This window comes from Pseudomonas frederiksbergensis (assembly GCF_017114915.1).
Classification (GTDB): Bacteria; Pseudomonadota; Gammaproteobacteria; order Pseudomonadales; family Pseudomonadaceae; genus Aquipseudomonas; species Aquipseudomonas frederiksbergensis_I.
On sequence record NZ_JAAUOE010000015.1, the window covers coordinates 71,677 to 97,736 of the forward strand.

Annotated in this window: 23 protein-coding genes; 10 read left to right on the forward strand and 13 right to left on the reverse strand. The window is 59.2% G+C overall.

Going from position 1 to position 26,060, the window contains the following annotated elements:
• Nucleotides 1-42: 42 nt before the first annotated feature.
• The 4 genes from HCU66_RS13500 to HCU66_RS13515 form a co-directional block, all read right to left on the reverse strand.
• Nucleotides 43-1,071 carry a DUF5924 family protein gene (locus tag HCU66_RS13500; RefSeq protein WP_205888956.1) on the reverse strand — a complete coding sequence of 343 codons (1,029 nt, stop codon included), beginning with the start codon at nt 1,069-1,071 and terminating at the stop codon, nt 43-45.
• A gap of 220 nt (nt 1,072-1,291) precedes the next feature.
• Nucleotides 1,292-2,671 (reverse strand): M16 family metallopeptidase, encoded by a 1,380-nt coding sequence (locus HCU66_RS13505; protein ID WP_205888957.1) that lies wholly within the window; start codon nt 2,669-2,671, stop codon nt 1,292-1,294.
• A gap of 56 nt (nt 2,672-2,727) precedes the next feature.
• Complete coding sequence (locus tag HCU66_RS13510) at nt 2,728-4,386, reverse strand: Na/Pi cotransporter family protein (RefSeq protein WP_205888958.1); 1,659 nt, start codon at nt 4,384-4,386, stop codon at nt 2,728-2,730.
• Between the two features lie 420 nt (nt 4,387-4,806).
• The gene (locus HCU66_RS13515; RefSeq protein ID WP_241015479.1) at nt 4,807-4,977 is read right to left on the reverse strand and encodes a hypothetical protein; all 171 of its coding nucleotides are present in this window, start codon (nt 4,975-4,977) and stop codon (nt 4,807-4,809) included.
• A 65-nt stretch (nt 4,978-5,042) separates the two neighbouring features.
• Between HCU66_RS13515 and HCU66_RS13520 the strand changes: the two genes are divergently transcribed.
• Complete coding sequence (locus tag HCU66_RS13520) at nt 5,043-6,683, forward strand: S-type pyocin domain-containing protein (protein ID WP_205888960.1); 1,641 nt, start codon at nt 5,043-5,045, stop codon at nt 6,681-6,683.
• A 1,240-nt stretch (nt 6,684-7,923) separates the two neighbouring features.
• Here the strand turns inward: HCU66_RS13520 and HCU66_RS13525 are convergent.
• On the reverse strand, nt 7,924-8,691 hold the full coding sequence (locus HCU66_RS13525; protein ID WP_205888961.1) for a TerC family protein: 768 nt from the start codon (nt 8,689-8,691) through the stop codon (nt 7,924-7,926).
• 83 nt (nt 8,692-8,774) lie between these two features.
• On the reverse strand, nt 8,775-10,082 hold the full coding sequence (locus HCU66_RS13530; protein ID WP_205888962.1) for a CitMHS family transporter: 1,308 nt from the start codon (nt 10,080-10,082) through the stop codon (nt 8,775-8,777).
• Between the two features lie 318 nt (nt 10,083-10,400).
• On the opposite strand from HCU66_RS13530, the gene HCU66_RS13535 reads away from it, so the two are divergent.
• Nucleotides 10,401-10,802: a GFA family protein gene (locus HCU66_RS13535; protein ID WP_205888963.1), complete on the forward strand. Its 402-nt coding sequence runs from the start codon at nt 10,401-10,403 to the stop codon at nt 10,800-10,802.
• Here HCU66_RS13535 and HCU66_RS13540 read toward each other — a convergent pair whose 3' ends face one another.
• Nucleotides 10,803-11,129, reverse strand: coding sequence for a DOPA 4,5-dioxygenase family protein (locus tag HCU66_RS13540; RefSeq protein ID WP_205888964.1), 327 nt, complete (start codon nt 11,127-11,129; stop codon nt 10,803-10,805).
• A gap of 83 nt (nt 11,130-11,212) precedes the next feature.
• Here HCU66_RS13540 and HCU66_RS13545 point away from each other — a divergent pair, with 83 nt between their 5' ends.
• On the forward strand, nt 11,213-11,878 hold the full coding sequence (locus tag HCU66_RS13545) for an NAD(P)-dependent oxidoreductase (RefSeq protein ID WP_205888965.1): 666 nt from the start codon (nt 11,213-11,215) through the stop codon (nt 11,876-11,878).
• Nucleotides 11,879-11,883: 5 nt separating this feature from the next.
• Here HCU66_RS13545 and HCU66_RS13550 read toward each other — a convergent pair whose 3' ends face one another.
• The gene (locus HCU66_RS13550; RefSeq protein WP_205888966.1) at nt 11,884-12,834 is read right to left on the reverse strand and encodes a choline sulfate utilization transcriptional regulator; all 951 of its coding nucleotides are present in this window, start codon (nt 12,832-12,834) and stop codon (nt 11,884-11,886) included.
• Between the two features lie 114 nt (nt 12,835-12,948).
• Between HCU66_RS13550 and betC the strand changes: the two genes are divergently transcribed.
• The 3 genes from betC (at nt 12,949) to HCU66_RS13565 (ending at nt 17,121) form a co-directional block, all read left to right on the forward strand.
• On the forward strand, nt 12,949-14,463 hold the full coding sequence (gene betC / locus HCU66_RS13555; protein WP_205888967.1) for a choline-sulfatase: 1,515 nt from the start codon (nt 12,949-12,951) through the stop codon (nt 14,461-14,463).
• A gap of 16 nt (nt 14,464-14,479) precedes the next feature.
• Complete coding sequence (gene choX / locus HCU66_RS13560) at nt 14,480-15,400, forward strand: choline ABC transporter substrate-binding protein (RefSeq protein WP_205888968.1); 921 nt, start codon at nt 14,480-14,482, stop codon at nt 15,398-15,400.
• A 152-nt stretch (nt 15,401-15,552) separates the two neighbouring features.
• A complete protein-coding gene (locus HCU66_RS13565; protein WP_205888969.1) occupies nt 15,553-17,121 on the forward strand; it encodes a SulP family inorganic anion transporter in 1,569 nt (522 codons plus the stop codon).
• 105 nt (nt 17,122-17,226) lie between these two features.
• Here HCU66_RS13565 and aroE read toward each other — a convergent pair whose 3' ends face one another.
• Together aroE and hemF are read right to left on the reverse strand one after the other, a co-directional pair.
• A complete protein-coding gene (gene aroE / locus HCU66_RS13570) occupies nt 17,227-18,048 on the reverse strand; it encodes a shikimate dehydrogenase (protein WP_205888970.1) in 822 nt (273 codons plus the stop codon).
• Nucleotides 18,049-18,061: 13 nt separating this feature from the next.
• On the reverse strand, nt 18,062-18,976 hold the full coding sequence (gene hemF / locus HCU66_RS13575; protein ID WP_205888971.1) for an oxygen-dependent coproporphyrinogen oxidase: 915 nt from the start codon (nt 18,974-18,976) through the stop codon (nt 18,062-18,064).
• 179 nt (nt 18,977-19,155) lie between these two features.
• Between hemF and HCU66_RS13580 the strand changes: the two genes are divergently transcribed.
• Nucleotides 19,156-20,133: an NADPH:quinone reductase gene (locus HCU66_RS13580; protein ID WP_205888972.1), complete on the forward strand. Its 978-nt coding sequence runs from the start codon at nt 19,156-19,158 to the stop codon at nt 20,131-20,133.
• An 84-nt stretch (nt 20,134-20,217) separates the two neighbouring features.
• Here the strand turns inward: HCU66_RS13580 and tsaC are convergent, their stop codons facing one another.
• The 3 genes from tsaC to HCU66_RS13595 all read right to left on the reverse strand — a co-directional run bounded on the left by tsaC (nt 20,218) and on the right by HCU66_RS13595 (nt 23,043).
• A complete protein-coding gene (gene tsaC, locus HCU66_RS13585; protein WP_205888973.1) occupies nt 20,218-20,775 on the reverse strand; it encodes an L-threonylcarbamoyladenylate synthase type 1 TsaC in 558 nt (185 codons plus the stop codon).
• A 54-nt stretch (nt 20,776-20,829) separates the two neighbouring features.
• Nucleotides 20,830-21,936, reverse strand: a complete 1,107-nt coding sequence (gene dprA, locus HCU66_RS13590) for a DNA-processing protein DprA (RefSeq protein ID WP_205888974.1) — start codon at nt 21,934-21,936, stop codon at nt 20,830-20,832.
• Nucleotides 21,937-22,017: 81 nt separating this feature from the next.
• Complete coding sequence (locus tag HCU66_RS13595) at nt 22,018-23,043, reverse strand: LysM peptidoglycan-binding domain-containing protein (protein WP_205888975.1); 1,026 nt, start codon at nt 23,041-23,043, stop codon at nt 22,018-22,020.
• Nucleotides 23,044-23,211: 168 nt separating this feature from the next.
• Here HCU66_RS13595 and def point away from each other — a divergent pair, with 168 nt between their 5' ends.
• The 3 genes from def to rsmB all read left to right on the forward strand — a co-directional run bounded on the left by def (nt 23,212) and on the right by rsmB (nt 26,055).
• A complete protein-coding gene (def, locus tag HCU66_RS13600) occupies nt 23,212-23,718 on the forward strand; it encodes a peptide deformylase (protein WP_007941507.1) in 507 nt (168 codons plus the stop codon).
• Between the two features lie 70 nt (nt 23,719-23,788).
• The gene (gene fmt, locus HCU66_RS13605; protein ID WP_205888976.1) at nt 23,789-24,748 is read left to right on the forward strand and encodes a methionyl-tRNA formyltransferase; all 960 of its coding nucleotides are present in this window, start codon (nt 23,789-23,791) and stop codon (nt 24,746-24,748) included.
• Nucleotides 24,745-26,055 carry a 16S rRNA (cytosine(967)-C(5))-methyltransferase RsmB gene (rsmB, locus tag HCU66_RS13610; RefSeq protein ID WP_205888977.1) on the forward strand — a complete coding sequence of 437 codons (1,311 nt, stop codon included), beginning with the start codon at nt 24,745-24,747 and terminating at the stop codon, nt 26,053-26,055. The genes fmt and rsmB overlap by 4 nt, the downstream gene beginning before the upstream one ends.
• Nucleotides 26,056-26,060: the final 5 nt, after the last annotated feature.

A 26,060-nucleotide genomic window follows, 5' to 3' on the forward strand; every position in this document is an offset into this window, starting at 1 on the left:
TGTTCGGCAATTGCGCAGACCCGATTAATAGCACGAACCGCGTTACTTATCTTTGACGGGTGTGCTGTCTGTGATCTTGAAGCGCAGCACGCCGATCACCTGGCCGTCTTCGGTCAGTACCCGGACCTGCCATTTGCCCCCGGGGTTACCGGGGAAGTTCTGCTTGTGGGTCCAGGCGCGGTAGCCTTCCTTGCGCCCGCCGTGGATATCCAGCGGGATTCGGTCGACCTCTTTACCGTTGAACATCCACACGTGATAAATCCGCTCGTCCAGGCCTCGCGGGGCGTTGATCGCGGTGTAGGCGTACAAACCGTCGCCACGAATCTGCTCGGCGTTGACCTCTTCCAGACTCTTGCCGGGGGTACGGTCCTGCATTTGGGTGCTGATTGCCACATCAGTCATCCACAGGGTGGCCGGCGGAACCCAGGAACGCAGCACCCAACCGACAGCGCCGATGCCCACGGTGATGCTGAGGATCGCCAACGCATTGCGCACGGTCCGAATCGGGAAGATCGACGCCAGGCTCGGGAATGACAGCAACATCGCGATGCCCAGCGCCAGTTTGAAGCTCTGGGCGGTGGTCAGGTGCAGGATGACGGGCAGGGCGGTCAGCAGGGCCGCGAACAGGGTCAGAGTGTGCAGCGCCAGAAACGCCCAACGGCGCGGCGCCAGCCACTTGTAGTAGAGCGGGTCGATGATTGAAATCAGCGCCGCCATGCTCAACAACCCCGTGAACAACAGTTGGCCGCTGTTCCAGGTGGTGGTGATGAAAAAGAACGGCAGGACGAAGAACAGGCTTTCCTGATGGATCATCTGCGTCGCGTAACGCAGCAGGGGCTGGGGTATTTCGCGTTTGAAGACCTTGGCGAACAACTGGGTGAGGCTGTTTTCCAGCATCAGCCAGACCCAGCTGACCAGCATGATGGTGGTGATCCAGCTCGCCAGACCCTGTTGGCGATCCACCAGCATGAAACTGCCGACCCCGGAAATGAAACCGCCGAGCGCGATGACCCCGGGATAGCGCTTCATCAATTCCAGGATGCGCTGTACGTAGAGGGTCAGAGTCGGCATTCGGCGATTCACAATAGTCGTGGGAAAAATCCCCGACAGGGTACCGTTGGCCGCACGGTGTGGCGAGGGCCGTAGTCCGATTGCGAGTTTTTTTGTAGCAGCTGGCGCAGCCTGCGTTCGGCTGCGCAGCAGTCGCAAATCCGTAATGTCACATGTACCTGACGGACCGAGGTGAATGGTTTACGACTGCTTCGCAGCCGAACGCAGCCTTCGGCAGCTGCTACAGGGTTCTGTGGCGTAGGCGCCAACCCAGCAACATCAACACGATAAGCCCCAGCACCCCGGCAATCGCCCACATCAACTGGTCATAGCTCATCAACGGCTTCTCGATCCGCAAATACCCCGGCTGCAACAACAACGCACGCATCGCCTTGTTCGCCTCGGCCAGCGTCACTTCTTGCAGCGCCTCGGCCGGGTTGGTGAAATGGCCGTCCTCGTAGTCCCCAAGGGCGCTCCAGTAGTAATCCGCCAGCGCGCTGTTGCCTTGCACGGCCCAGGTCTGGCGAGCGATGGCGGCCTGCTTGAGGCGGGCGAAGGTGGTGGCGTCGAGGCCGTTCTTGAGCAGATTGGCCTTGAGCTCATCCAGCACCTGTTCTGCCGCAGGCACGTCCTCGCGTTCAAGGTCGGCGTTCAGGCTCATGAAGCCCACCCCGCCAAACACCTCGCGCTCGGCCGAGGGACCGTAGGACAGCCCATGGGCCAGGCGCAATTGGCGATAGAGCGCCCAGTCCAGATAGTCCTTGAGTACGTCGAAGGCTTCATCGTGCTGGTCTTCCAGCGCCGGTTCCGGCACCAGCCAGTGCAACTTGGCACCGCCACCGACGAAACCGTGGCTCAGCGTGCGCTCGTGGGCCGCGCTGGCCTGGATTTGCGGCAGGGGCAGGTGCTCCGTCGGCTCAACCGCTACGAGCGCGCCATAAGCCCGTTCCAGATAAGCCGGCAGCAGGCGATCGAGCTCGCCGACCACGATCAGGGTCATGTTGTTGGGCGCGTACCAGGCCTTGCGCACCTTATCCAGTTGCTCTCGGGTCAGGTGATCGACTTGTGCGCGCTCGGGGCATTTGAGGCCCAGTTCCACCGCCAACTGATTACTGGCGGTGTGGCCCAGGTCCTGGCGATCCAGCCAACGTTGCAAGTGCGAATAATGGCCGCCGTCTTCGCGCTCGACCACTTGCTTGGCGACGTTGATAGCGTTGTCGTCGATACGGGTCTGGGTCAGCAGCGCCAACAATAGATCGAGAACCTTGCGCTGGTTTTTTGCCGGGGCCTCGATGACGAAGGTCGTGTCGGCGTTGCTGGTGTAGGCATTCCACTCACCACCCAGAGCCTGCATGCGCTCTTCCAGACCGCCTTCACCGGTGGCGTCGATGCCGCTGAACAGCAAGTGTTCGAGCAGATGCGGCAGCTCCTTGTCGGCGCAACTGAAATCATCCAGACCCACGCCAACCACCAACCGGATCGCCACATGCCCACGCTCGGAGCCCGGCTTGAGGACCAATTGCAGGCCGTTGGGCAGCGTATAGCCCTCGACGTGAAAGCGATCCAGGGCAAATGAAGGCAGGGCGCCGAGCAACAGACAAGCGAACAACAGACAACGCATAACGAGTTTCCGTACGACCAGCGTAAGTACAACAGACTTCAGGCAACTGTGGACGTTCAGGGTGAATGAGTGATGTCAGCTACATCGTCGACCGCCAGAGCGCCGGTATCCGAAGTGCCCAACACCGCATAGGCACTGCCGCAAAACAGCGAATTGAGGCGCCTCATGTCAGCGATCAGCTCCAGATGCAGCGAACTGGTCTCGATGCTTTGCACAATCTTACGGTGCAAACGACTGACATGAGCGTGGGCCAGGCGGCGTTCCTGTGCGCGAAAGCGACGTTTCTCACGCAGCAACTGGCGAGCACTTTCCGGGTCGGAACTGAGGAATACCGACAACCCCAGGCGCAGGTTGGCAATCAGTTGGCTATGCAGCCCCGCCAACTCCTCCAGACCGACCTCGGAGAACGACCGCCGTTGCGAGGTTTTCTGCTCCTGGACCTTGCGCAGCATGCGTTCGATCAGGTCGCTGGCCAGTTTCAGGTTGATCGCCAGCTCGATGGTTTCCGCCCAACGCCGGCTGTCCTGTTCGCTGAGGTCTTCCCGGGGCATTTGCGCCAGATAGAGTTTGATGGCGCTGTAGAGCGCTTCGACATCATCGGTCAAGCGACGGATTTCCTGGGTGACGGCAGTCTGTTTGCCACGTAGCACGGCGAGCATGGCTTCGAGCATGCTGTCGACCAGATCGCCGATGCGCAGGGTTTCCCGGGCGGCATTGGCCAGCGCCAGGCTGGGGGTGACCAATGCCGTCGGGTCAAGATGCCGCGGTTTGGCCGTGCCGTTGATGTCTGGTCGCTCCGGCAGCAGCCATGCACAGAGCCTGGCCATCAGCCCGACGCTGGGCAACAGGATCAGGCAGCGCGTGGTGTTGTAGAGCAGGTGGAAGCCGATGACCATTTCCTGAGCACTGAAGTCGAAGCTGTCGATCCAGTGCGCCAGTGGATCGAGCACCGGAATGATCAGCAGCAGACCGATCAGTTTGTACAACAGGCTGCCAAGCGCCACCTGACGACCGGCCGCGTTCTGCATGCTGGTGCTGAGGAAGGCGAGAACGCCGCTGCCAATGTTGGCGCCGATCACCAGGCCGATGGCCACTGGCAGACTGATCACACTGGCACCGGCGAGGGTCGCGGTCAGCAACACGGCGGCGAGGCTGGAGTAGGAAATCATCGCGAACAGCGCGCCGACCAGGGCATCGAGCAGGATATCGCCGGTCAGGGAGGCGAAAATGACCTTCACCCCCTGAGCATGCGTGATCGGCGTGGCGGCCTCGACGATCAGTTGCAGCGCCAGAATGATCAGGCCCAGACCGATACCGACCCGGCCCATCTGCCCGACCCGGGTCTGCTTGCGCGACAGAAAGAAAATCACCCCAAGGAAAATCAGCAACGGCGACAACCACGACAGGTCGAGGGTCAGCACCCGTGCCATCAGTGCCGTACCGACGTCGGCACCGAGCATGGTCGCCAGGGCCGGTGTCAGCACCATCAGGCCCTGACCGACAAAAGAAGTGACGAGCATGGCGGTGGCGTTGCTGCTCTGGACCATGGCGGTCACCATGATCCCGGCGACAAACGCCAGCCAGCGCCTGGACATGTTCTGGGCGATCACGTGGCGCAGGTTGGAACCGTAGACACGCAGGATGCCGGTTCGGACGATGTGCGTGCCCCAGATCAACAAGGCCACGGCCGATAACAGATTGAGCAGGGTGAGCATACAGGCCCCCTGTGGTGGTAGCGCCCCAGTGGGGCAAGTTGACGGTGCCGCGCGTTTTTCTACGTTCTGTACTTAAGCTGTAGTTGGCTAACGGTCTGGACGCCAGCATCGCATAGCTAAAGAAACGATTGAAACAAAACTGTCACAGAAACAGTTTGCTGCACAACCGAACGCAGGCTTCGTCAGCTGCCACCTATTGCTTTAGGGCTTAACTGATAGGCAATAGTCCTATCAGCTGAGTTTTAATCCGATGTTTCAAACCTTGACGCGCGCCATGAACATCAGCCCGATCCGTTTTGTGCTTGGGAAGCATCCTTCTCCAACGCAAGAAATGGTCGGTGGTTGTGAGTACTAATTAAACACCCACGAAATGTATGGTCAGGCCGGGCTTTTGCGGGGTAGAGCGGGGAAGCGAATGCTTCAGGCGACGGTGTTGCCTTGCAGACGGTCGGAGCCATCGGCAGCGACTTCGTTGCCTTGCAAACGATCCGAACCATCAGCAGCAACAGCTCGTTTTTCAAGCAGGCGATCAGCGCCACCTTCAGCCACACGGCTTTCGATCAGACGATCCGAACCACCTTCAGTGACCATAGGCTGAGCAGAGGTCAAACTTTGACAGTGCTCTAAATTGGGATGGAGCGCTTCCGACGGTTACTGTGGCTCACCGTATTGAAACTGTCGATAAAGAGCGCGACGCATATTCAAAGTTGGTAGCTATAGCACTTTCGGTGCACGATCAGATAGGAAGTGCTTTTTCGAATAGCCCGGCTGGTGTGCGAAATGAAATAGAGGGGCGAATAAGTTCAGCTGTTGATACCCCCCCATTCAATAAGCTGGAAGGCGCCTTAAAAAAGAAATTTATTATTGTCGAGCTCCTGCAGCGAATTAGATTGAATAGGAGCTGGTATGAAGCGGATGCATTTTTTGGCATAGATGCATTATCGTTAGACAGTATGGAAAGTGCCGAGCTCTTCGCGGCTTATGTGGATTCAGTAGAACACGATGCAGAACGCCTAGGCCTTTATGAAAGCTTCCTGATATCTCTGACAGCCGCCTACGTTAAACGAATACTTGTCGAGGCTGTTCCCATTTTAGACGACGCATCTCTATCTACAGATGCTGAAATCCATTCTGCCTTGGCTAGAGGTGAAACTGCCTACAGCTTCAATTTAACCCTTAGTCAATCCGCACAGCTGGTAACTGTGGCGGGTGCCGCTACTCTCCAAAACGCGGACGGTTGGACCTTCGAGGCAGCAATCCGTAAAGGCATTCTGTTGTTGACAGGTTTGGGAGAAGCACTTCTCAGTCGAGCGACGGCGATTGGGATCGGGACTTTGCTCTATTCACCCGCTCTGGGTAACGGCGAGCGTTATCCTCAAACGGTTCTCAAACTATCTGGCAGTGCAGTCTTGCCAGATGCACCGACTAACCTGAATGAAATCGCCGCTGTCGAAGGAACCATCGATCTTCCCTATCGGATTTATGGTGACCTTGGCCAATACACACTCGTTGCAACACCGTCGGGAGGGAGCATTTCGCCAGCGGTGCCAGTTCGGGCGCTGGAGTTCGACCAGAAGACTAACAGCTACAGTTTCACCTCCGCCGACACACCGCCCATCACCCTCGGTTCTCCCATTATCCACTGGGATAACAGTTCGACAACTTCACCTGCTAGACCCGTGGAAGTACCGCATTACACTGGTGTTGAGCTGTTGCCACTACTCGTGCAGCCCGAACCATTGCCTGCGTTCGAGTCATCGGACTTCAGGGATTGTATTTACTGCTTTCCGATCAACAGCGGCTTGCCGCCGATTTACGTTGTTTTCAATAGCCCTTATGAAGGGGCTACCACGAGAGGAAAGTACAGCGGTCGATTTTTCAATCCTGCCAAAGCTGGAGGCCCAATCCTGGATCTGGATTGGACCAATGCTACCGTGACTCAAGCGGGCATTGACCTTGTTAAATTGCATACGGGTCGCTTCGACCCTTCGGACGCCAATGCCATCATGGTTGACCGATTGGAAAAAATTCTGCGGGGTGAATTGATACCTACGGCTATCGACAAGCGTTTCTATACTCATGAACTCAGAGAGCTTGAACGTTTCAGAGCATTAGGGGTGGCTGACGGCGTAAATCCGAAGGATGAAGGTGTCATTTGGAATAATACTCATGCCGCGACACTAGAAGACTACAAACTAAAGGGTGAATTTGAGTTGCTCTACACGCCTGAAGCTATAGAGGCAGATAACAAGCAGACAGATAGAGAATACAAACAATTGGGAGGGGCAAAGCAATGAGTGTCATAACAACCATCGTGCTCAACGAGAAACCTGAAGAGGTAATTCTATTTCTTACCAAAAATGAACTAGGTATCTCTCTTCCTCGGCTTGATGGGCTTTATAATCGGGCTAACTGGGCGCATGTGAAGGACAACATGGGATTATTGCATCTCGTTTGGAAAATGCGTGACGCCGGATTTATAAAATTGAGTGGAACCGGAATTAGGCGGGGCCCTAACTGGAGAGAACCTATATTTATGGTAGAGGGAAAATATACTTTGGATTGATATTGCTAAACGGCTGTCACCTTTAGGGGGCGATAAGCAATATCTATTGTTTGGAAGACGTCCGATTCCCTGATGCTGGTGATTTGATTCTGTCTAGTCTAGAGATAGGTTTACGATTGTTTCAGGGTTAGACAATTAACCAGAAGCGGGCGCTTGGCGTGATGCCAGTCAGTTAAGCTGACTGGCATTTTTATTTTTGATCGGATACTTCGGGATTTCAGCCGGATGGCCCGGGGATAAATGCGCTCCTCTCGTCGGTGAGGCAGGACATAGTGCGGGGCTGAGGCATGCAGCTCGGCCAGGTACTTGGGGATGTTCCCGGAGCGGTCGGCCGAAACACTGTTGATAAACCCTAAAATCGCCCAGGTACAGGCGCTAAAGCTCATTTCGCACGGATAAATACCTGGACAGTGGCGGCTCATTTCCACCATCTGGTAGCGCAATAAGTTATTGCCCGGCTACACGCCCCACAGTTCCTGCTCGATCATCTCGGACGTTTTGCTACGCAACGTATAGCTGCTGTTGAGCAGCGTCTGTTTCATCTTCAAAAGCACTGCCGATCAGCAAATGACTGGTTAATTCCATTTGGCAGACGATGTGTACCTGAGGAACACCGGTGTCGCCGTTCTGGTTGCTGGCCGAGTAGTAGCGCGCTCGATTTCGGCGGTGTCAGGCCTCACACACCAGGGCATCATTTGCAGCGGTAGACGGCGTTTGCACAACGTCGCTACGCCGGCCTGTTCGAGGGCTGTCGACCAATGAAGGATTGAGCAAGGAATCCAGTCCTTCGATTGAGTTTGGAGTGGAAGCAAAGTTGTGGGTCAGTTCCAGTGCCCGAGCGAGACGCATAAAAAAATCCGATGCCAGTACAGGCATCGGATTTTGATTTCTTGCGGCCAAAGGTCAAGCGAGAGGGCTTAACTGATCGGCATTAGGCCCGAAGGCCCCTTTGTCATGGCAGGGTGTTCGGGTTATTGGCCCGGAATATCCTTGCGCAGTTTCACTGGCTCTTGCTGTGTACGTTTTTTCGCAATCGCTGTGCGCATCCTGATGTTGATTGCTTCCACTGCCAGCGAGAACGCCATGGCGAAGTAGACGTAGCCTTTGGGCACATGCACATCAAAGGACTCGGCAATCAGCACGGTACCGACGATCAACAGGAAAGACAGCGCCAGCATTTTCAGTGACGGGTGCCTGTCGATGAACTCGCTGATGGTGCCAGAAGCCCACATCATCACCAGCACAGCAACGATGATTGCCGCGACCATGACCGGTACGTGGGACACCATACCAACGGCAGTGATGACAGAGTCCAGCGAGAACACAATGTCGATGATCGCGATCTGAACAATGGTGTAGAGGAAGTTGCCGCCCTTGCCACCTGGCTCGTCGCTGGTTTCATCCTCGCCTTCCAGCGCGTGGTACATCTCTTGCGAGCTCTTCCACAGCAGGAACAGACCACCGAAGAACAGGATCAGGTCACGCCCGGAAATACCCTGGCCGAACAGTACGAACAGGTCTGCGGTGAGGCGCATGACCCAGGTGATCGACAGCAGCAACAGGATCCGCGTGATCATGGCCAGCGCCAGGCCGAATATCCGGGTGCGCGCCTGCATGTGCTTGGGCATGCGGCTGACCAGGATCGAGATCATGATGATGTTGTCGATGCCCAGGACGATCTCCAGGGCAGTCAGGGTGAAGAAGGCAACCCAGATTTCAGGGTTGGTCAGCCATTCCATGTGTATTCCTTTGAGCGAGTGTTTAAACCACAAAGGGCCCAGGCTTCAAACAAAGCCTGGACCCCTTATGGTGAGTCTTGGGCTTATAGCGTGCTGAACAGCGGAAAAATCCCCATCAGCAATGCAGCGACCAGTATGCACAGGCAAACCAGCACTGCCCACTTCAAGGTGAACCGCTGATGGTCACCGAACTCGATACCGGCCAGGGCCACCAACAGGTAGGTCGATGGTACCAGCGGGCTCAACAAGTGGACGGGCTGACCGACGATCGAGGCACGTGCCATTTCTACCGCGGTTATACCGTAATGACTGGCGGCTTCGGCAAGCACTGGTAACACGCCGTAATAAAATGCATCGTTCGACATGAAGAACGTGAACGGCATGCTCACCAGCGCGGTGATCACGGCCAGGTACGGGCCGAGGAAATCCGGGATGACTGCCAGCAAGCTCTTGGACATGGCGTCGACCATGCCAGTGCCCGTCAGGATACCGGTGAAGATACCCGCGGCAAAGATCAAACCGACCACCGCCAGCACGCTACCGGCGTGGGCCGCAACGCGGTCCTTCTGCTGTTGCAGGCAAGGGTAGTTGACGATCATCGCGATACTGAACGCCACCATGAACAATACCGGCAGCGGCAACAGGCCGGCGATCAAGGTGCCCATCAGTGCCAGGGTCAGCGCGCCGTTGAACCAGATCAGCTTTGGACGACGGGCGTCCGGGAACTGCGAAACGCTGATTTCGCTGTGGTCGATTTCATCACCGACCAAATGCAACTCACCCAGACGTGCACGCTCGCGTTTACCGTAAAAGTAGGCAATCGCCAGAATCGCCACCACACCGGCCAGCATCGCCGGAATCATCGGTACGAAGATCGCGGACGGGTCCACATGCAGCGCACTGGCTGCACGAGCAGTCGGACCGCCCCAAGGGGTCATGTTCATCACGCCACCGGCGAGGATGATCAGACCGGCCATAATTCGCGGGCTCATGCCGATGCGGCTGTAGAGCGGCAGCATGGCGGCCACGCAGATCATGTAAGTGGTGGCGCCATCACCGTCCATGGACACGATCAAAGCCAGCACGGCGGTACCGACCGACACTTTCAACGGGTCGCCCTTGACCAGTTTGAGGATCTTGCGCACGGCCGGGTCAAACAGGCCGGAGTCGATCATCAGGGCGAAGTAAAGGATGGCGAACATCAGCATCACGCCGGTCGGCGCGAGCTTGGTGATGCCTTCGAGCATCATCGGGCCGATTTTCGGCGAGAAACCGCCGAACAGGGCGAAGATGATCGGGATGATGATCAGGGCGATCAGCGCGGACAGGCGCTTGGTCATGATCAGGAACATGAACGTGATGACCATGGCAAAGCCAAGGAAAGTCAGCATGGGAATACTCCAGGCGTAGCGTGGCTAGGGAATGGGCGAACCGGTGGGTCAGCGCAGAACGGGAGGCACGAAACGTACGGGCGGAGTTGCGGCGAAGAGGCGGACAGGAGCGGACATCAGAATCACCATTGTTGTTGTTAAATGGACCGGGCGAGCGATAAAACACTCGCGTTGGCCAACCGGTCTGTTGCCGGCAGTGAGGCGATCCTAATGGGGGAAGCTTTCAGCCAGCTTTCGCGGATGAAAGCATTGACCGAATGTACGACCGGTCGTCGGCCGGGTTTAGAGTCCGTAAACACGGGCTCAGGAGGAAAAAACATGGGCGAACTTCACACCGGCGGCTGCCACTGCGGACAAATTCGCTATCAGTTCAGCGGGCCATTGCATGACATCGCCCACTGCCATTGCTCGATTTGCCGACGGGTCAGCGGCGGGATCGTGACCACCTGGATCACCGTCCCTGCCTCGGCATTTGCCTGGGTGGTGGGTACGCCGACCCGGTACGACTCTTCATCCACTTGCGCGCGGTATTTCTGCCCCAACTGTGGGGCGCAGCTGGCGCTGGTGACCAAACTCAGCCCCGAAAGCATCGATGTGACCATCGCCACCCTCGACCACCCTGAGCAGGCGCCGGCCGAGCGGCATATCTGGACGGACAATCGGTTGCCCTGGCTGCATCTGGACGAACATTTGCCTGGCGAGGCAGAAGAACAACTCTGATCAGAAAACAGACAGATCCAGCGGCCGGATCGCCCCCATCCAGATCGCATGTTCGGTGTGATCGAGCAGATCGTTGCCGGTGTCCGGGTGCAGGAACACCACCAACCCCTTGCGATTGAGCGCCAGCCACGGCAACACCTCACCAATGTATTGCGGCTCGAAAGCCAATTGGCAGCTCCAGTCCGGGTGCGGGCCGACCGGGCGCTCATGCACGCGGCCCATCTTCAGTGGAAACAATTGCGCGGCCTGCTCACACAAGGCCCGGGCCTGCGGGAGGGTGTTGGCGTCGAAATAGACATGGGCGTGGTAGCCCTTGATCGGTTGCATCTGAAACCCCTTTTAACCTGGTCGAACCCACACCGTTCCCCGCAGGTCTTACGTTATATAGGCAGGACGTTCGGAGCACAGCCATGAAAAATGCCGAAACCCCGGTAGTCAAGGTAGTGCTTTATGGTGCCATGAGTAGCCTGGGCAGTGCGCTGATGGCTGAGATGCTGCGGCGTCAGCATGAAGTGATCGCGATTCTCGATGACCTGACAGCACTCGCGCCACGCCCCGGATTGCGCACCAAGACCGGCAACCTGTTCGATGCCAAGCGGGTCAAGCAAAGCGTGGCCGGCTGTTCGGCGGTGATCTGCCTACTGGATGCGCCGGGGTTGCCGATGAACAGCGAACACGTCGAAAAATCCATCGTGCCCGGCCCGGTCGAGCAGGTGCTGGCCGTGGATGCACTGATTGACGGCATGCAGGCCGCGGGCATCGCGCGGTTGTTTGTGGTGGGCGATTTCGAGGTGCTGGACGATCCGGAGATAGAAGACGAACTGCAACGCCACGCCGCCGAAGAAATCCGCGAAGCCCTGCAAAGCAGCACATTGCACTGGACCCTGGTGAATGCCCCGCGCGGCGTGCCCGGGCTGACCCTTGAGCATTTCAGCCACGTCAGCACGAGCCTGGAACCCGGCTTGGCCGAACCACTGGAACGGTTGAACCGCGTTGCCGTGGGGATTGCCGATGAGCTATGGCTGAATCTGCATGTCGGGGAACATGTGAATTTTGTCGCGACTTCGGAACCGTAAAACCCTCATACCGCAATGGATGGCAAAGGAAGACCATTAAGCGATTGCGCACTGCTGGCCTGTTCCGCCATCAACCACTCTACAAACGTTTGAATCAACGCCCCACGCCGTTTGCGCTGGGGCAGGACCACGTAATAACCCAGCCTGGAAATCACCGTGTCGGCAATCGGCCGACACAATAGGCCTTGCGCCAGCAAGTTATCCACAAGGTGTCGCCAACCGATCGCGACGCCCTGACCGCCAATCGCCGCCTGAATCAGCAAGGTGTAATTGTCGAAGCGCAGTTGCCCCGGCGCGGGTGCCGATGTAATCCCTAGCTCGCGAAACACACCGCTCCAGTCGAACCAGTTGCTGCTGTGTTCGCCCCGCAGGTGCAACAACGGAAACTCCAGCAATGACTGAGCCGGCAAGGGCAGGGGACGGTCCTTCAAGAGCAGCGGGCTGCACACCGGAAACACTTCTTCGCTGAACAGCCAGTGGCTCTCGCCTTGCTTGAACCGCCCATCGCCGAACAGCACCGCCACATCGATATCGGTGCGCAGCATGTTGTGGCTGCGCTCACTGGTGACCAGGCTGACGTCCACTTGAGGGTTGGCGGTATGGAAGCGGTGCAGCCGCGGCATCAGCCAATACGCGGCGAAGGCGAAGTCGGTGGCCACCTGCAACACTTCGTGTTGTTGCTGTGCGCTGATTGCGCTCAATCCGGCGTCGATATTCTGCAAACCTAGCTGAACTTGCTCAAACAGAATGGTTCCGGCCTCGGTCAGTTCGATACCGCGATAAATGCGGTCGAACAACCGTGTGGCGAGCTGTTCTTCCAAGCGCTTGATCTGCTGACTGATGGCCGGTTGCGTGGTGCCGAGCTCCACTGCAGCGGCAGTGAAACTGCGCTGCCGGGCCGCGGCTTCAAAGGCACGCAGCAGATCCAGAGACAAATCACCGAGGGCGTCATACATAAGCTGTGCTTATCCTAGTCATTGCCTGGCATGGGCTTTACCACAAATTTAATGGGTCGCATGCTCGATCACAGCACTCTCGCATAAATATCCACTATGGAATGCCGCGATCACATGAAGCGCAAAAATATTCTTTTCATCATGGCCGATCAAATGGCCGCGCCAATGTTGCCGTTCTACGGTCCTTCGCCCATCAAACTGCCGAATCTGAGTCGCCTCGCCGCCGAAGGCGTGGTATTCGACGCCGCGTACTGCAATAGCCCGCTCTGCGCACCGTCGCGTTTTACGTTGGTTAGCGGTCAGTTGCCGAGCAAGATCGGCGCCTACGACAACGCGGCCGATTTCCCCGCCGACGTACCGACCTATGCCCACTACCTGCGGCGCCTCGGTTACCGCACCGCGCTATCGGGCAAGATGCACTTCTGCGGTCCGGATCAGTTGCACGGCTATGAAGAACGCCTGACCAGTGACATTTACCCGGCCGACTACGGTTGGGCGGTGAACTGGGACGAGCCGGACGTGCGGCCGACCTGGTACCACAACATGTCGTCGGTCCTGCAAGCCGGGCCGTGCGTACGTACTAATCAGCTGGATTTCGACGAAGAGGTGGTGTTCAAGGCCCAGCAATACCTGTTCGATCACATCCGCGAGGATGGCGATCAGCCGTTCTGCCTGACCGTGTCGATGACTCACCCACACGACCCGTACACGATTCCCAAGGCTTTTTGGGATCTGTACGACGACGCCGACATCCCATTACCCGAAACACCCAGTCAGCAAGACCTCGATCCACACTCTAAGCGCCTGCTCAAAGTCTATGATCTTTGGGACAAGCCGCTGCCTGTGGATAAGATTCGCGACGCACGACGCGCCTACTTCGGTGCATGCAGCTATATCGATAGCAACGTCGGCAAACTCCTGCAAACACTCGAGGATACCGGGTTGATCGACGACACCATCATCGTGTTCTCCGGCGACCACGGCGACATGCTCGGCGAGCGCGGGCTCTGGTACAAAATGCACTGGTACGAAATGGCCGCCCGCGTGCCGCTGCTGATCAGTGCGCCGGGGCAATTCGGGGCCGGGCGGGTCAGCGCGGCGGTGTCCACCGCCGACCTGCTGCCGACCTTTGTGGAATTGGCCGGCGGCTCATTGGAGCCAGGCCTGCCGCTGGACGGCCGCTCGCTGGTTTCGCACCTGCAAGGGCAGGGCGGTCACGACGAAGTGTTCGGCGAATACATGGCCGAAGGCACCATCAGTCCGTTGATGATGATTCGTCGCGGCGCCTACAAGTTCATCTACAGCGAAGACGACCCTTGCCTGCTCTTCGACGTACACAACGATCCGCGTGAACAGGAAGAACTCAGCCATTCGCCGCAACATCGTCAGCTATTCGAGGATTTTCTCGCCGAAGCACGGGCCAAATGGAATATCCCGGCGATCCACCAACAGGTGCTCGCCAGCCAGCGACGCCGGCGTTTCGTCGCCGACGCCCTGACCATCGGCAAGCTCAAGAGCTGGGATCACCAGCCGCTGGTGGACGCCAGTCAGCAGTACATGCGCAACCACATCGACCTCGACGATCTGGAGCGTAAAGCCCGTTATCCACAACCCTGCCAAAACCAATAATGTTAAGGGGACGTCCATGCAAAAGTTATCCACATTACTGACAGTCGGGCTTCTGGCTCTGGGCAGCGCCTCGGCCTACGCCGAGCAAAGCTGCGAGACGGTGAAGATGGCCGACCCTGGCTGGAGCGACATCGCTGCAACCAACGCCATCACCGGGTTTCTGCTGGACGGCATGGGCTACAAGGCCAAGGTCGACACGCTGGCGGTGCCGATCACCTTTGGCGGTCTGAAGGATGGCCAGGTGGACGTCTTCCTCGGTAACTGGATGCCGGCACAACAAGGCTTCTACGACAAGTTCGTGGCCAACGGCGACGTGACTCAACTGGCGAAGAACCTCGACGGCACCGAGTTCACCTTGGCGGTCCCGGATTACGTTTGGGACGCGGGTGTGCATAACTTTAATGACTTGAATAAATTCGCCGACAAGTTCGACAAGAAAATTTATGGCATCGGCTCCGGCGCTCCGGCGAACATTTCGCTGCAAGAGATCATCAAGAAGAACGACTTCGACCTGGGCCAGTGGAAGCTGATCGAATCCAGCGAGCAGGCGATGCTGGCCGAAGTGTCTCGCGCGGTGAAGAAACAGAAGTTCGTAACCTTCCTCGGCTGGACACCACACCCGATGAACGTGCAGCTGAAAATGCATTACCTGAAGGGCGGTGAAAAGTACTTCGGTGACACCGGCAGCGTTTATACACTGACCCGCAAAGGTTATGCACAGGCCTGCCCCAACGTCGGCAAACTGCTCACCAACCTGAGTTTTACCCAGGACATGGAGAACAGCATCATGGCCGAGGTGGTGAACAAAAAGCTCAGCAATGCCGACGCGGCCAAAGCGTGGATCAAAGCCAACCCGGCGGTGCTGGATAAATGGCTGGAGGGCGTGAAGACCGTGGACGGCAAGGATGCGTTGCCGGCCGTGAAAGCCAAACTATAAGGTTCGATTGATCGTTCCCACGCTTCGCGTGGGAATGCATCCCGTGACGCTCCGCGTCACATATCCCGAAGGGGCGGCATTCCCACGCAGAGCGTGGGAACGATCAGCGTCGGTCCTGATACTCTTTCGTAAAACCCTGCCCGAGAGGACCCATGGCCTTCCCCAGCCGCCATTCACTCTTTCCCTTCCTGACCTGGTTGCCCCGGCAAACCCGCGCCAGCGTCGGTCGTGACCTGATCGTCGGCCTGAGCGGCGCGATTCTCGCGTTGCCACAATCGATTGCCTACGCGCTGATCGCCGGTCTCCCACCGGAATATGGTTTGTACGCCGCCATCATCCCGGTGCTGATCGCCTGCCTCTGGGGGTCGTCATGGCATTTGATCTGCGGTCCCACGGCGGCCATTTCCATTGTCCTGTACGCCAGCGTCAGTCCTCTGGCCGTCCCCGCGTCGCAGGACTACGTCACGCTGATCCTGCTTCTGACACTCCTGGCGGGCATTTTCCAGTGGTTGTTGGGTTTGCTGCGTTTCGGCGCCTTGGTGAATTTCGTCTCGCACTCGGTGGTATTGGGTTTCACCCTTGGCGCGGCGGTGGTGATTGCCATCGGGCAACTGCCGAACCTGCTGGGGCTGGATGTGCCCAACCAGGCCACGGCACTGAACAGCCTGATGCTGCTGTTCAGTCACCTCGGCGAAGTGGACAAACCCTCGCTGCTGCTGGGCCTGGCAACGGTCGTGGTGGGCATCGTGCTGAAACTGCTGGTGCCGCGCTGGCCGACGCTGTTGATCGCTCTGGCCCTGAGCGGTTTGCTGGTGTGGTTGTGGCCAGCGATGTTCGGCCATGTGAAGTTGGTCAGCGCGTTTGTCGGGCGGCTGCCGCCCTTCAGTGCGCTGCCGCTGGATCTGGACCTGATATTGCGCCTGCTGCCCAGTGCGGTGGCGGTCGGCATGCTCGGGCTGGTGACGAGCCTGTCGATTGCCCGCGCCTTGTCGGCTCGCTCGCAGCAGTTGCTCGACGCCAATCAGGAAGTCCGTGCCCAGGGTTTCTCGAACATGGTCGGTGCGTTTTTTTCCGGCTCACTGTCAGCCGGCTCCTTCACCCGCTCGGCCCTGAGCTACGACGCCGGTGCCTGCTCACCGCTGGCCGGCGTTTTTTCGGCGTTGTGGGTGGCGCTGTTCGCGATCTTCGGTGCGGCGTTGATCGCGCACATCCCGATCCCGGCCATGGCCGGCAGCATTTTGTTGATCGCCTGGGGACTGGTGGATCATCGCGGCATTCGCGCCTTGTTGCGAGTCAGCCGTGCCGAGTTTCTGGTCATGGCGCTGACCTGTGTCGCCACACTGTTGCTGGAGCTGCAAACGGCGATCTACGCCGGGGTGCTGGCGTCGCTGTTCTTCTACCTCAAACGCACCTCGCAGCCACGGGTGCAGCACTGGCGTGATGGCGATGAAGACATTCTGAAGGTCGGAGGATCGATCTTTTTCGGCGCCAGCCATTACCTGCAAGTGCGCTTGCAACGGATGCAAGGCCCGCGAGTGGTGATCGAGGCGCAGCAGATCAACTTCATCGACTATTCGGGTGTGGAAATGCTGCACCAGGAGGCCCGACGGCTGCTGCGCCAGGATCGCAGCCTGACCCTGCGCCGGGCACGGCCGCAGGTGGTGGAGGAATTGAGGAAGCTCGAAGGTGCGGAGAAATGCCCGATCCGTTTTGAGGATTGAAACATTGCTTTGTAGGAGCGAGGCTTGCCCGCGAAGAACGATGACGCGGTATGCCTGAATCACCGTGGCGCTCCCTTCGCGGGCAAGCCTCGCTCCTACAGGAGATTACAGCGCCAGCTGCCGGCGAAGTTCGGCCAGCACAGGCGCCGTATCCGGGCGCACACCGCGCCACAGATAGAAAGCTTCCGCCGCCTGCTCGGCCAACATCCCCAAGCCATCCATCGCCACCGCAGCCCCATGTTCACTGGCCCAGCGGCAGAACGAAGTCGGGTCCTTGCCGTACATCATGTCGTAGCAAACCGTCTTGCCCGGTTCGATCAAACTGCTGGCAATCGGCGGTACATCGCCTGACAGACTGGCGGACGTGGCGTTGATGATCAGGTCCACCGGTTCGCGCAACCAGTCGAAACCACTGGCCGACACCGGCCCCAGATCGGCAAACAACTGCGCCAGCAACTCGGCTTTTTCCACGGTGCGGTTGGCGATGATCACCGACGTCGGTTGCTCCGCCAGCAGCGGCTCCAGCGCACCACGCACCGCACCGCCGGCTCCCAGCAGCAGGATGCGTTTGCCCGCGAGGCTCAATCCGGCATTGACCGTCAGGTCCCGCACCAGCCCGGCGCCATCGGTGTTGTCACCCAGCAGATTGCCATCGGCCAGTTTGCTCAGGGTATTCACCGCGCCGGCCCGCTGGGCCCGCTGGGTCAAGCTGTTCGCCAGGCGATAGGCGTCTTCCTTGAACGGCACGGTCACATTCGCCCCACGGCCTTCGCGGAAAAATTCCAGCGCACAGCCGGAAAAATCGTCGAGGGGCGCCAGCAAAGTGCTGTAGTCCAGTTTCTGGCCGGTCTGCTCGGCAAACAGACGATGAATCAGCGGCGACTTGCTGTGGCCAATCGGGTTACCGAATACGACATAACGGTCCATCTGAATTCCTCGTTCAGGCCTTGGCCAACCAATCGCGGTCTTGCAGGAAATATTCGGTCAGGCGCGCTTCTTCACTGCCCGGCTCGGGCTTCCAGTCGTAGGCCCAGCGCACTTGCGGCGGCAGCGACATCAGAATCGACTCGGTACGCCCGCCCGATTGCAGGCCGAACAGCGTGCCGCGGTCATAGACCAGGTTGAATTCGACGTAACGGCCGCGGCGAAATTCCTGGAACTCACGCTGTTTGGCGGTGAACGCATCGTTTTTGCGGCGCTGCATGATCGGCAGGTACGCGTCGATATACGCGTCGCCGATGGCACGCATGAAAGCGAAGCTGGTGTCGAAGTCCCACTCGTTCAAGTCATCGAAAAACAGGCCGCCGATGCCACGCGGCTCGTGGCGATGCTTGATGTGAAAGTAACTGTCGCACCAGGCCTTGTAGCGCGGGTAGACGTCCGGACCGAACGGCGCGCAGGCCTGTTCGGCAACGCGGTGCCAGTGCACGCAGTCTTCTTCGTTGCCGTAATAAGGCGTCAGGTCGAAGCCGCCACCGAACCACCAGACCGGCTCTTCACCTTCTTTTTCAGCGATGAAAAAACGCACGTTGGCGTGGGACGTCGGTACATGGGGGTTGTGTGGGTGAATCACCAAAGACACGCCCAGGGCTTCGAAGCCTCGACCGGCCAGTTCCGGCCGATGAGCACTGGCGGACGGTGGAAGACCGCTGCCAAAGACGTGGGAAAAGTTGACGCCGCCCTTTTCGATGACCGCGCCGTTTTCGATCACCCGGGTGCGACCGCCACCGCCAGCAGGCCGGGTCCAGGCGTCTTCAACGAAAAGCGCGCCGCCGTCTTCGGCTTCCAGGGCAGCGCAAATGCGGTCTTGCAGGTCGAGCAGGTAGGCTTTTACGGCCTCGGTGCGGGTAGTCATGGCATCACCTTGAATCGGGCAAAGCTACGCGGCGCTCCATCGGAGCGGGGGGCCGGCGCAAATGGGCCCGTAGCATAACATCGCAGGCGAGCCTGCCGCAGTTGACGAAGATCAAGCTTGGGAGTTCGATAGGGCGCTTGGCGCTACAACTCTAGAAGCCAAGCCCCAGGAGAGTTCAGATGGCAAAGCGTATCCAGTTCCGCGTCCATGGCGGTCCCGAAGTGCTCGAACATGTAGATTACCAACCCGCCGAACCCGGCCCGCAACAGGTACGCGTGACCAACAAGGCCATCGGCCTGAATTTCATCGACACCTATTACCGTAGCGGTCTCTACGCACCTCCGGCCCTGCCCTCGGGTCTGGGTGCTGAAGGCGCGGGCGTGGTCGAAGCAATCGGTAGCGAAGTCACTCGCTTCAAGGTTGGTGATCGTGTGGCTTACGGCAGCGGCCCGTTGGGCGCCTACAGCTATATTCATGTATTGCCGGAAGCCAATCTGGTGCACCTGCCGGATGCCATCAGCTTCGAGCAAGCCGCAGGCGTGATGCTCAAAGGCCTGACCGTGCAGTACCTGCTGCGACAGACGTATGAACTCAAGGGTGGCGAAACCATTCTGTTCCACGCCGCAGCCGGCGGCGTCGGTTCCCTGGCCTGCCAATGGGCCAAGGCCTTGGGCGTGAAGCTGATCGGCACGGTCAGCTCACCGGAAAAAGCTGCCCTGGCGAAAGCCAATGGTGCCTGGGCGACCATCGATTACAGCCATGAAAACGTCGCACAACGCGTGCTGGAATTGACTGACGGTAAAAAAGTCCCGGTGGTGTACGACGGTGTAGGCAAAGATACCTGGCTGACGTCGCTCGACAGCGTCGCGCCTCGGGGGCTGGTGGTGAGTTTCGGTAACGCTTCCGGCGCAGTCGATGGCGTGAATCTGGGGATTCTCGCGGGGAAGGGTTCGCTGTACGTGACGCGGCCGACGCTGGCGACCTACGCCAACAATGCGGAAAACCTGCAACGCATGGCTGATGAGCTGTTCGAGATGATCATCAGCGGCAAGCTGAAGGTGGACATCAGCCAGCGGTTTCCACTGGCTGAAGCGGCTAAGGCGCAGACCGAGTTGTCGGCGCGGCGTACGACTGGCTCGACGATTCTGTTGCCTTGAGGGTCCCTTCGCGGGCAAGCCTCGCTCCACAGATACCACCGTCCGTAGGAGCGAGGCTTGCCCGTGAAGAACGATGACGCAGTCTCAATCCGGGCGCACAACGTGTCCGGTCGCCAAATCACGAATCACGCTCGGATTCTTGCGCCCACCCAGATTGCCACCGAGCACCAGATCAACCTGCCCCCGGAAATACTGCTCCACGCGAATCCGCGTCCGTGCCGCCGGCCGCCCTTGAGGGTTGGCCGAGGTCGACACCAACGGGCCGACCACCGCACACAAGTCCCGCACCAGAGGGTGATCGCTGACCCGCAACGCCACTGTTTCATGTACACCGGTAATCCACTGGGGCAACAGGTTCTGATGCGGCACCAACCAAGTGTTGGGGCCCGGCCAGGTGCTGGCCATGCGGTCCATCCACAATTGCGGGAAGTCTTCGAAGAGGAAGTCGAACTGACGAATATTGTCGGCCACCAGAATCAGGCCCTTATCCACAGACCGCCCCTTGATTAGCAACAGACGATCCACCGCCTCTTCGTTCCACGGGTCGCAACCCAGGCCCCAGACAGCTTCGGTTGGGTAGGCAATCACCGCCCCGGCGCGAATTTCTCGTGCGGCTTGTTGCACACGCCAACTGTTAACCATGAAAAACTCTCCGGAATAAGGCTCTACGCAGTTTACCGATCTTCCTTATAAAACCTAGTTTACCCGCGCAAACCATCGGCCGCTTTCGCAGACCGCCCGGCCGTCCATTTCCAGTTCAGTCAACGCTGCCAGCACTTTCGACAAGGCCCAGCCGCTGCTGACCGCCAAGGCTTCACTGGTATGGGGCGCCGCGTGGAGCAATCTGAGCAGCGGATGAGTCACTGTCGCCAGCGGCGCCTCTGTGGATAACGGCAGCCGTTGCCAGCCGCGCAAGGCCTCAAGGATGTGCTCGATGGTTTCCACCAGCACCGCACCGTCGCGGATCAGCTGATGACAACCCTTTGCGCCAGGGTGGTGGATCGATCCTGGAATCGCATACACCTCGCGCCCCTGTTCCGCCGCCAGCCTCGCGGTGATCAACGAACCACTGGCAACACTTGCCTCGACCACCAGCACGCCGAGAGACAAACCGCTGATGATTCGATTGCGCCGGGGGAAATTGCCGGGGGAAGGGCCGGCATCCAGCGGGAACTCCGAAAGTACCGCGCTTCCCGAAGCGATCATGGCGTCCGCCAGTCGTCGATTGCGCTGTGGATAAAAATTTTCCAGCCCCGTGCCAAGCACCCCGACCGTCTGCCCGCCAACGTCCAGGGCCGCCTGATGCGCGGCAGCATCGATGCCCAGGGCCAGACCGCTGGTGATGACAAAACCGGCGCCGGCCAGACTGCGGGAAAACGCGGCGGCGGTGTCCATGCCCGGTCGCGACGCGCGACGGCTGCCGACCATCGCCAACTGCGGTTTTTCCAGAATGCCTGGATCCCCCGCGGCGAATAACAGCGGTGGCGCATCACTGATTTGTGCCAGCAGCGCAGGGTAGTCAGGTTGGTCCCACATCAGTAAATGCTGGCCTTGGCCCTCTAACCAGGCCAATGCATGGCTGGCACCCTCACGGATTTCACTGGCGCGCCGGGCCTGCGCGCAAGCGAAGGGCAGACCCAACGCACGCCAGGCGCTGGCCGGGGCACTGATGGCTTTGGAAGCAGAACCAAAAGCCTCAAGCAACTTCTTGAAACGTGCAGGACCGAGTTCCGGCAAACGGTGCAGGCGTAAACGGGCTTCCAGTTCCGCAGGGGAAACGGACGTACAGGCAGACAGCGACATGGATCATCCTTGATCGTTATAAAGTCCCTTCGAATAGGGAATAAGCTGTGGATAACTCTGTTGGTAACTTGTGGAGCAGGTTTAAGGATTTCGCACCTTGTCCATCACGGCCAGGGAGCGCGATGCGTTAAGGACCAGCCCATAGCTGAGCTTGTCGTAGGTGCGGAAAACCATCAGCAGCCCAGCCCGTTCGTCGGGGATTTTCAAGGGCTGACCGGTGATCCGGTCACGCACGGTTTCGCCGGTTTTCATCACCACCAGTACATTGCCCTCGGCCAGGCCATCGCGCTGCCCCTTGTTCAGTGTGACAACATCCAGTGCGCCAATCTGTGTGACCCCACGCGGCACATCGATGATCAGGCCGTTGATGTCGGTGGTTGGCGCACTGGGCATGAAGGTCGAATTGATCGAGCGTTCTTCACTGCTGAACAGCCGGTCGCCGAGTCGCACTTCCTGCGTTGTACGTTGCAGGGCCAGGGTGGCGACGTCGCCTTCAGTGGCAATGATCTCGCCGCCGCCGATGTCGTCGGCGTTGATCCCCAGAAACTCCTTGCTCTGCGGATCGGTGTAGACCTTGCCCTGACGGAAGATGCCGTACATCGGTTGTGCCGAGTCGAAATGGCCACGGGCGAATATTCGATCACCGGTGCCGCTGAGCACCCGTTCCGCATCGCCGGCGACAATGTAGGGCGCCTTATCGAAATCCTCGACCTTGTTGACGATGCGATTGCTCAGCAGAAAGCTGTTGATCGATTTCAGCGCAATGCTCGGGATGGCGTCGGCCACCGGCGAGCTGCGAATGCGTGGCGACAGCTTGATGGTGCCCCGGGAAGCGCCGCGAGTGAGGGTCAGGCGCGGCTGACCGTTGACGTAGACCAGCGACAGCGTATCGCCGGGATAGATGAGATTGGGGTTGTCGATCTGTGGATTGGCCTGCCACAGCTGCGGCCACTGCCACGGCTCACGCAGGTATTTGGCGGAAATGTCCCAGAGTGTGTCCCCTGCCACCACGGTGTATTGCTGTGGAAAACCTTCCCTGAGTTGCACTTGCCCGTGCGCAAAACCGGCCGAGGCCAGAAGGAGCAAGGCGAGTAGTGATTTCCTCATGCGGTGAATCCCTTTATTATGTACGTTCGCGTGAAACGCCAGAGCCCTCGTGGCTCGCTTCCTGCTCATTTTGAAAAGCCGGAAGCTACGTTCACAACGGTAGCCTGCATCTTCGGACCCGCCAGGCCATCGACCCGACTTTACCTCACACGTGCAGCAATTAAGCTTATGGCCATTTTAGACATCCTCGAATTCCCTGATTCGCGCCTGCGCACTATCGCCAAACCAGTGGCCGTAGTGGACGACGAAGTGCGTCAGTTGGTCGATGACATGTTTGAAACAATGTATGAAGCGCCAGGCATCGGCCTCGCCGCTACCCAGGTCAACGTGCACAAACGTATCGTCGTGATGGACCTCTCCGAAGACCGCAGCGAACCGCGGGTGTTCATTAACCCCGAGTTCGAAACCCTGACCGATGAGATGGGCCAATATCAGGAAGGCTGCCTCTCGGTACCGGGCTTCTACGAAAACGTCGATCGCCCGCAAAAGGTCAAGATCAAGGCCCTGGACCGTGACGGCCAGCCTTACGAACTGATCGCCGAAGGCCTGCTCGCCGTGTGCATCCAGCATGAATGCGACCACCTGAACGGCAAGTTGTTCGTCGATTACCTGTCCACGCTCAAACGCGACCGGATCAAGAAGAAACTGGAAAAGCTCCATCGCCAGAACGCTTGATGCCCTTCTTTCAAAGGCTTGCTGCGGCAAGCCTTTTTCGTTTCAAGATGCTTTGCAATTGAGAGCTTCCATGACTGAGCCACTGCGCATTGTCTTTGCCGGCACCCCGGAATTCGCCGCCGAACACCTCAAGGCCCTGCTGGGCAGTCCATACGAGATCGTTGCGGTCTACACCCAACCGGACCGTCCGGCAGGCCGTGGGCAGAAGCTGATGCCGAGCCCGGTCAAGCAGTTGGCATTGGAAAACAATATCCCGGTGTTGCAGCCGCCAACCCTGCGCAACGAAGACGCTCAGGCGGAACTGGCCGCGCTGCAACCGGATTTGATGGTGGTGGTCGCCTACGGCCTGATCCTGCCGCAAGTGGTGCTGGATATTCCGCGCCTGGGCTGCATCAACAGTCACGCGTCCTTGCTGCCGCGCTGGCGCGGTGCGGCGCCGATCCAGCGTGCCGTTGAAGCGGGCGACAATGAAAGCGGCGTGACGGTGATGCGCATGGAAGCCGGCCTCGATACCGGGCCGATGCTGCTCAAGGTCATCACGCCGATCAGCGCCGAAGACACTGGCGGTAGCCTCCACGATCGCCTCGCGGAAATGGGCCCACCGGCCGTGGTTCAGGCGATTGCCGGCCTGGCTGCGGGCACTCTGCAAGGCGAAGTGCAGGACGACAGCCTCGCCACCTATGCACACAAATTGAACAAGGACGAAGCGCGCATCGACTGGAACCGCCCGGCGGTTGAGCTGGAGCGTCTGGTTCGCGCCTTCAATCCCTGGCCGATCTGCCACAGCACGCTGAACGGCGAAGCGCTGAAAGTGTTGGCCGCAAGCCTGGCCGAAGGGCAGGGCGCGCCGGGTGAAATCCTCAGCGCCAGCAAGGACGGCTTGATCGTCGCCTGCGGTGAACAGGCGTTGTGTCTGACCCGTCTGCAATTACCCGGCGGCAAAGCACTGAACTTCAGCGACTTGTTCAACAGCCGTCGTGAGAAATTCGCCGTTGGCACCGTCCTCGGTCAAACGGCGGATACTCAATGAATCCACGTCTGGCCGCCGCCAAGGCACTGGCTGCAGTTCTTAACGGAAAAGCCTCACTCAACAGTTCTCTGCCGACGCAAATGGACAAGGTCGAAGACCGTGATCGCGGCTTCACTCAGGACCTGGCATTCGGCACGGCTCGCTGGCAGCCGCGTTTGTCGGCGCTGGCGGCCAAATTGCTGCAAAAGCCATTCAAGGCAGCGGATGCCGATGTCGAGGCGCTGTTGCTGGTGGGGCTTTATCAACTGCTCTATACCCGCGTCCCGCCCCACGCCGCCATTGGCGAAACCGTCGGTTGCGCCGACAAACTGAAAAAGCCATGGGCCAAAGCCTTGCTCAACGCCGTACTGCGCCGCGCCCAACGGGAAAGCGAAGCACTACTGGCCGGGTTGGAACACGATCCCGTGGTGCGCACTGCCCACCCACGCTGGCTGCAAAAATCCCTCAAGGCCTTCTGGCCTGAGCAGTGGGAAGCCATTTGCGCGGCAAACAACGCTCACCCGCCGATGATTCTGCGGGTCAACCGTCGTCATCACACTCGCGACGCTTACCTCGGCTTGCTGAGCGACGCCGGCGTAGCCGCCAAACCCTGCGTTTACAGCCGCGACGGCATCATCCTCGACGCGGCCGCCGACGTGCGCAGCCTGCCGGGTTTCGCCGAAGGCTGGATCAGCGTGCAGGACGAAGCCGCGCAACTGGCCGCCGATCTGCTGGACCTGGCGCCGGGTCAACGGGTGCTGGACGCCTGCTGCGCACCGGGCGGTAAAACCTGCCACATCCTTGAGGCCGAGCCCAAACTGGCCGGCGTGGTGGCCGTGGATCTGGAAGCCAAGCGTCTGGTGCGGGTGCGGGAAAACCTCGCACGCCTGGGCCTGAGCGCCGAACTGATCGCCGCCGACGGTCGCGACACCGCCACCTGGTGGGACGGCAAGCCATTCCAGCGCATTCTGCTGGACGCGCCCTGCTCGGCCACCGGCGTGATCCGCCGTCACCCGGATATCAAACTGACCCGCCAACCGGACGACATCGCCGCACTGGCGGTGCTTCAGGGCGAGCTGCTCGACGCCATGTGGATAACTCTGGAAGTGGGCGGCATTCTGCTTTACGCCACCTGTTCCACGCTGCCGACCGAAAACACCGAAGTCATCGAAGCGTTCCTCGCCCGCACGCCGGGCGCCCGTGAACTGGACCTCGCCACGACGGCCGGCATCAAGCAGCCCCATGGTCGCCAGTTGCTGGCCCAGGAAGGCGGCCACGACGGGTTCTACTACGCCAAGCTGATCAAGATTGCCGCCGCGCGCGGTTAACCGGG

Excerpts from the sequence above, each read along its gene's own strand:
- HCU66_RS13510 (WP_205888958.1), bottom strand. The coding sequence starts at position 4,386 with ATGCTCACCCTGCTCAATCTGTTATCGGCCGTGGCCTTGTTGATCTGG.
- fmt (WP_205888976.1), top strand. The coding sequence starts at position 23,789 with ATGACTGAGCCACTGCGCATTGTCTTTGCCGGCACCCCGGAATTCGCC.
- HCU66_RS13595 (WP_205888975.1), bottom strand. The coding sequence starts at position 23,043 with ATGAGGAAATCACTACTCGCCTTGCTCCTTCTGGCCTCGGCCGGTTTT.
- rsmB (WP_205888977.1), top strand. The coding sequence starts at position 24,745 with ATGAATCCACGTCTGGCCGCCGCCAAGGCACTGGCTGCAGTTCTTAAC.
- HCU66_RS13525 (WP_205888961.1), bottom strand. The coding sequence starts at position 8,691 with ATGGAATGGCTGACCAACCCTGAAATCTGGGTTGCCTTCTTCACCCTG.
- choX (WP_205888968.1), top strand. The coding sequence starts at position 14,480 with ATGCAAAAGTTATCCACATTACTGACAGTCGGGCTTCTGGCTCTGGGC.
- def (WP_007941507.1), top strand. The coding sequence starts at position 23,212 with ATGGCCATTTTAGACATCCTCGAATTCCCTGATTCGCGCCTGCGCACT.
- HCU66_RS13535 (WP_205888963.1), top strand. The coding sequence starts at position 10,401 with ATGGGCGAACTTCACACCGGCGGCTGCCACTGCGGACAAATTCGCTAT.
- dprA (WP_205888974.1), bottom strand. The coding sequence starts at position 21,936 with ATGTCGCTGTCTGCCTGTACGTCCGTTTCCCCTGCGGAACTGGAAGCC.
- HCU66_RS13505 (WP_205888957.1), bottom strand. The coding sequence starts at position 2,671 with ATGCGTTGTCTGTTGTTCGCTTGTCTGTTGCTCGGCGCCCTGCCTTCA.
- HCU66_RS13515 (WP_241015479.1), bottom strand. The coding sequence starts at position 4,977 with ATGGTCACTGAAGGTGGTTCGGATCGTCTGATCGAAAGCCGTGTGGCT.
- betC (WP_205888967.1), top strand. The coding sequence starts at position 12,949 with ATGAAGCGCAAAAATATTCTTTTCATCATGGCCGATCAAATGGCCGCG.
- HCU66_RS13500 (WP_205888956.1), bottom strand. The coding sequence starts at position 1,071 with ATGCCGACTCTGACCCTCTACGTACAGCGCATCCTGGAATTGATGAAG.
- hemF (WP_205888971.1), bottom strand. The coding sequence starts at position 18,976 with ATGACTACCCGCACCGAGGCCGTAAAAGCCTACCTGCTCGACCTGCAA.
- HCU66_RS13540 (WP_205888964.1), bottom strand. The coding sequence starts at position 11,129 with ATGCAACCGATCAAGGGCTACCACGCCCATGTCTATTTCGACGCCAAC.
- HCU66_RS13565 (WP_205888969.1), top strand. The coding sequence starts at position 15,553 with ATGGCCTTCCCCAGCCGCCATTCACTCTTTCCCTTCCTGACCTGGTTG.
- HCU66_RS13530 (WP_205888962.1), bottom strand. The coding sequence starts at position 10,082 with ATGCTGACTTTCCTTGGCTTTGCCATGGTCATCACGTTCATGTTCCTG.
- tsaC (WP_205888973.1), bottom strand. The coding sequence starts at position 20,775 with ATGGTTAACAGTTGGCGTGTGCAACAAGCCGCACGAGAAATTCGCGCC.
- HCU66_RS13580 (WP_205888972.1), top strand. The coding sequence starts at position 19,156 with ATGGCAAAGCGTATCCAGTTCCGCGTCCATGGCGGTCCCGAAGTGCTC.
- HCU66_RS13550 (WP_205888966.1), bottom strand. The coding sequence starts at position 12,834 with ATGTATGACGCCCTCGGTGATTTGTCTCTGGATCTGCTGCGTGCCTTT.
- HCU66_RS13545 (WP_205888965.1), top strand. The coding sequence starts at position 11,213 with ATGAAAAATGCCGAAACCCCGGTAGTCAAGGTAGTGCTTTATGGTGCC.
- aroE (WP_205888970.1), bottom strand. The coding sequence starts at position 18,048 with ATGGACCGTTATGTCGTATTCGGTAACCCGATTGGCCACAGCAAGTCG.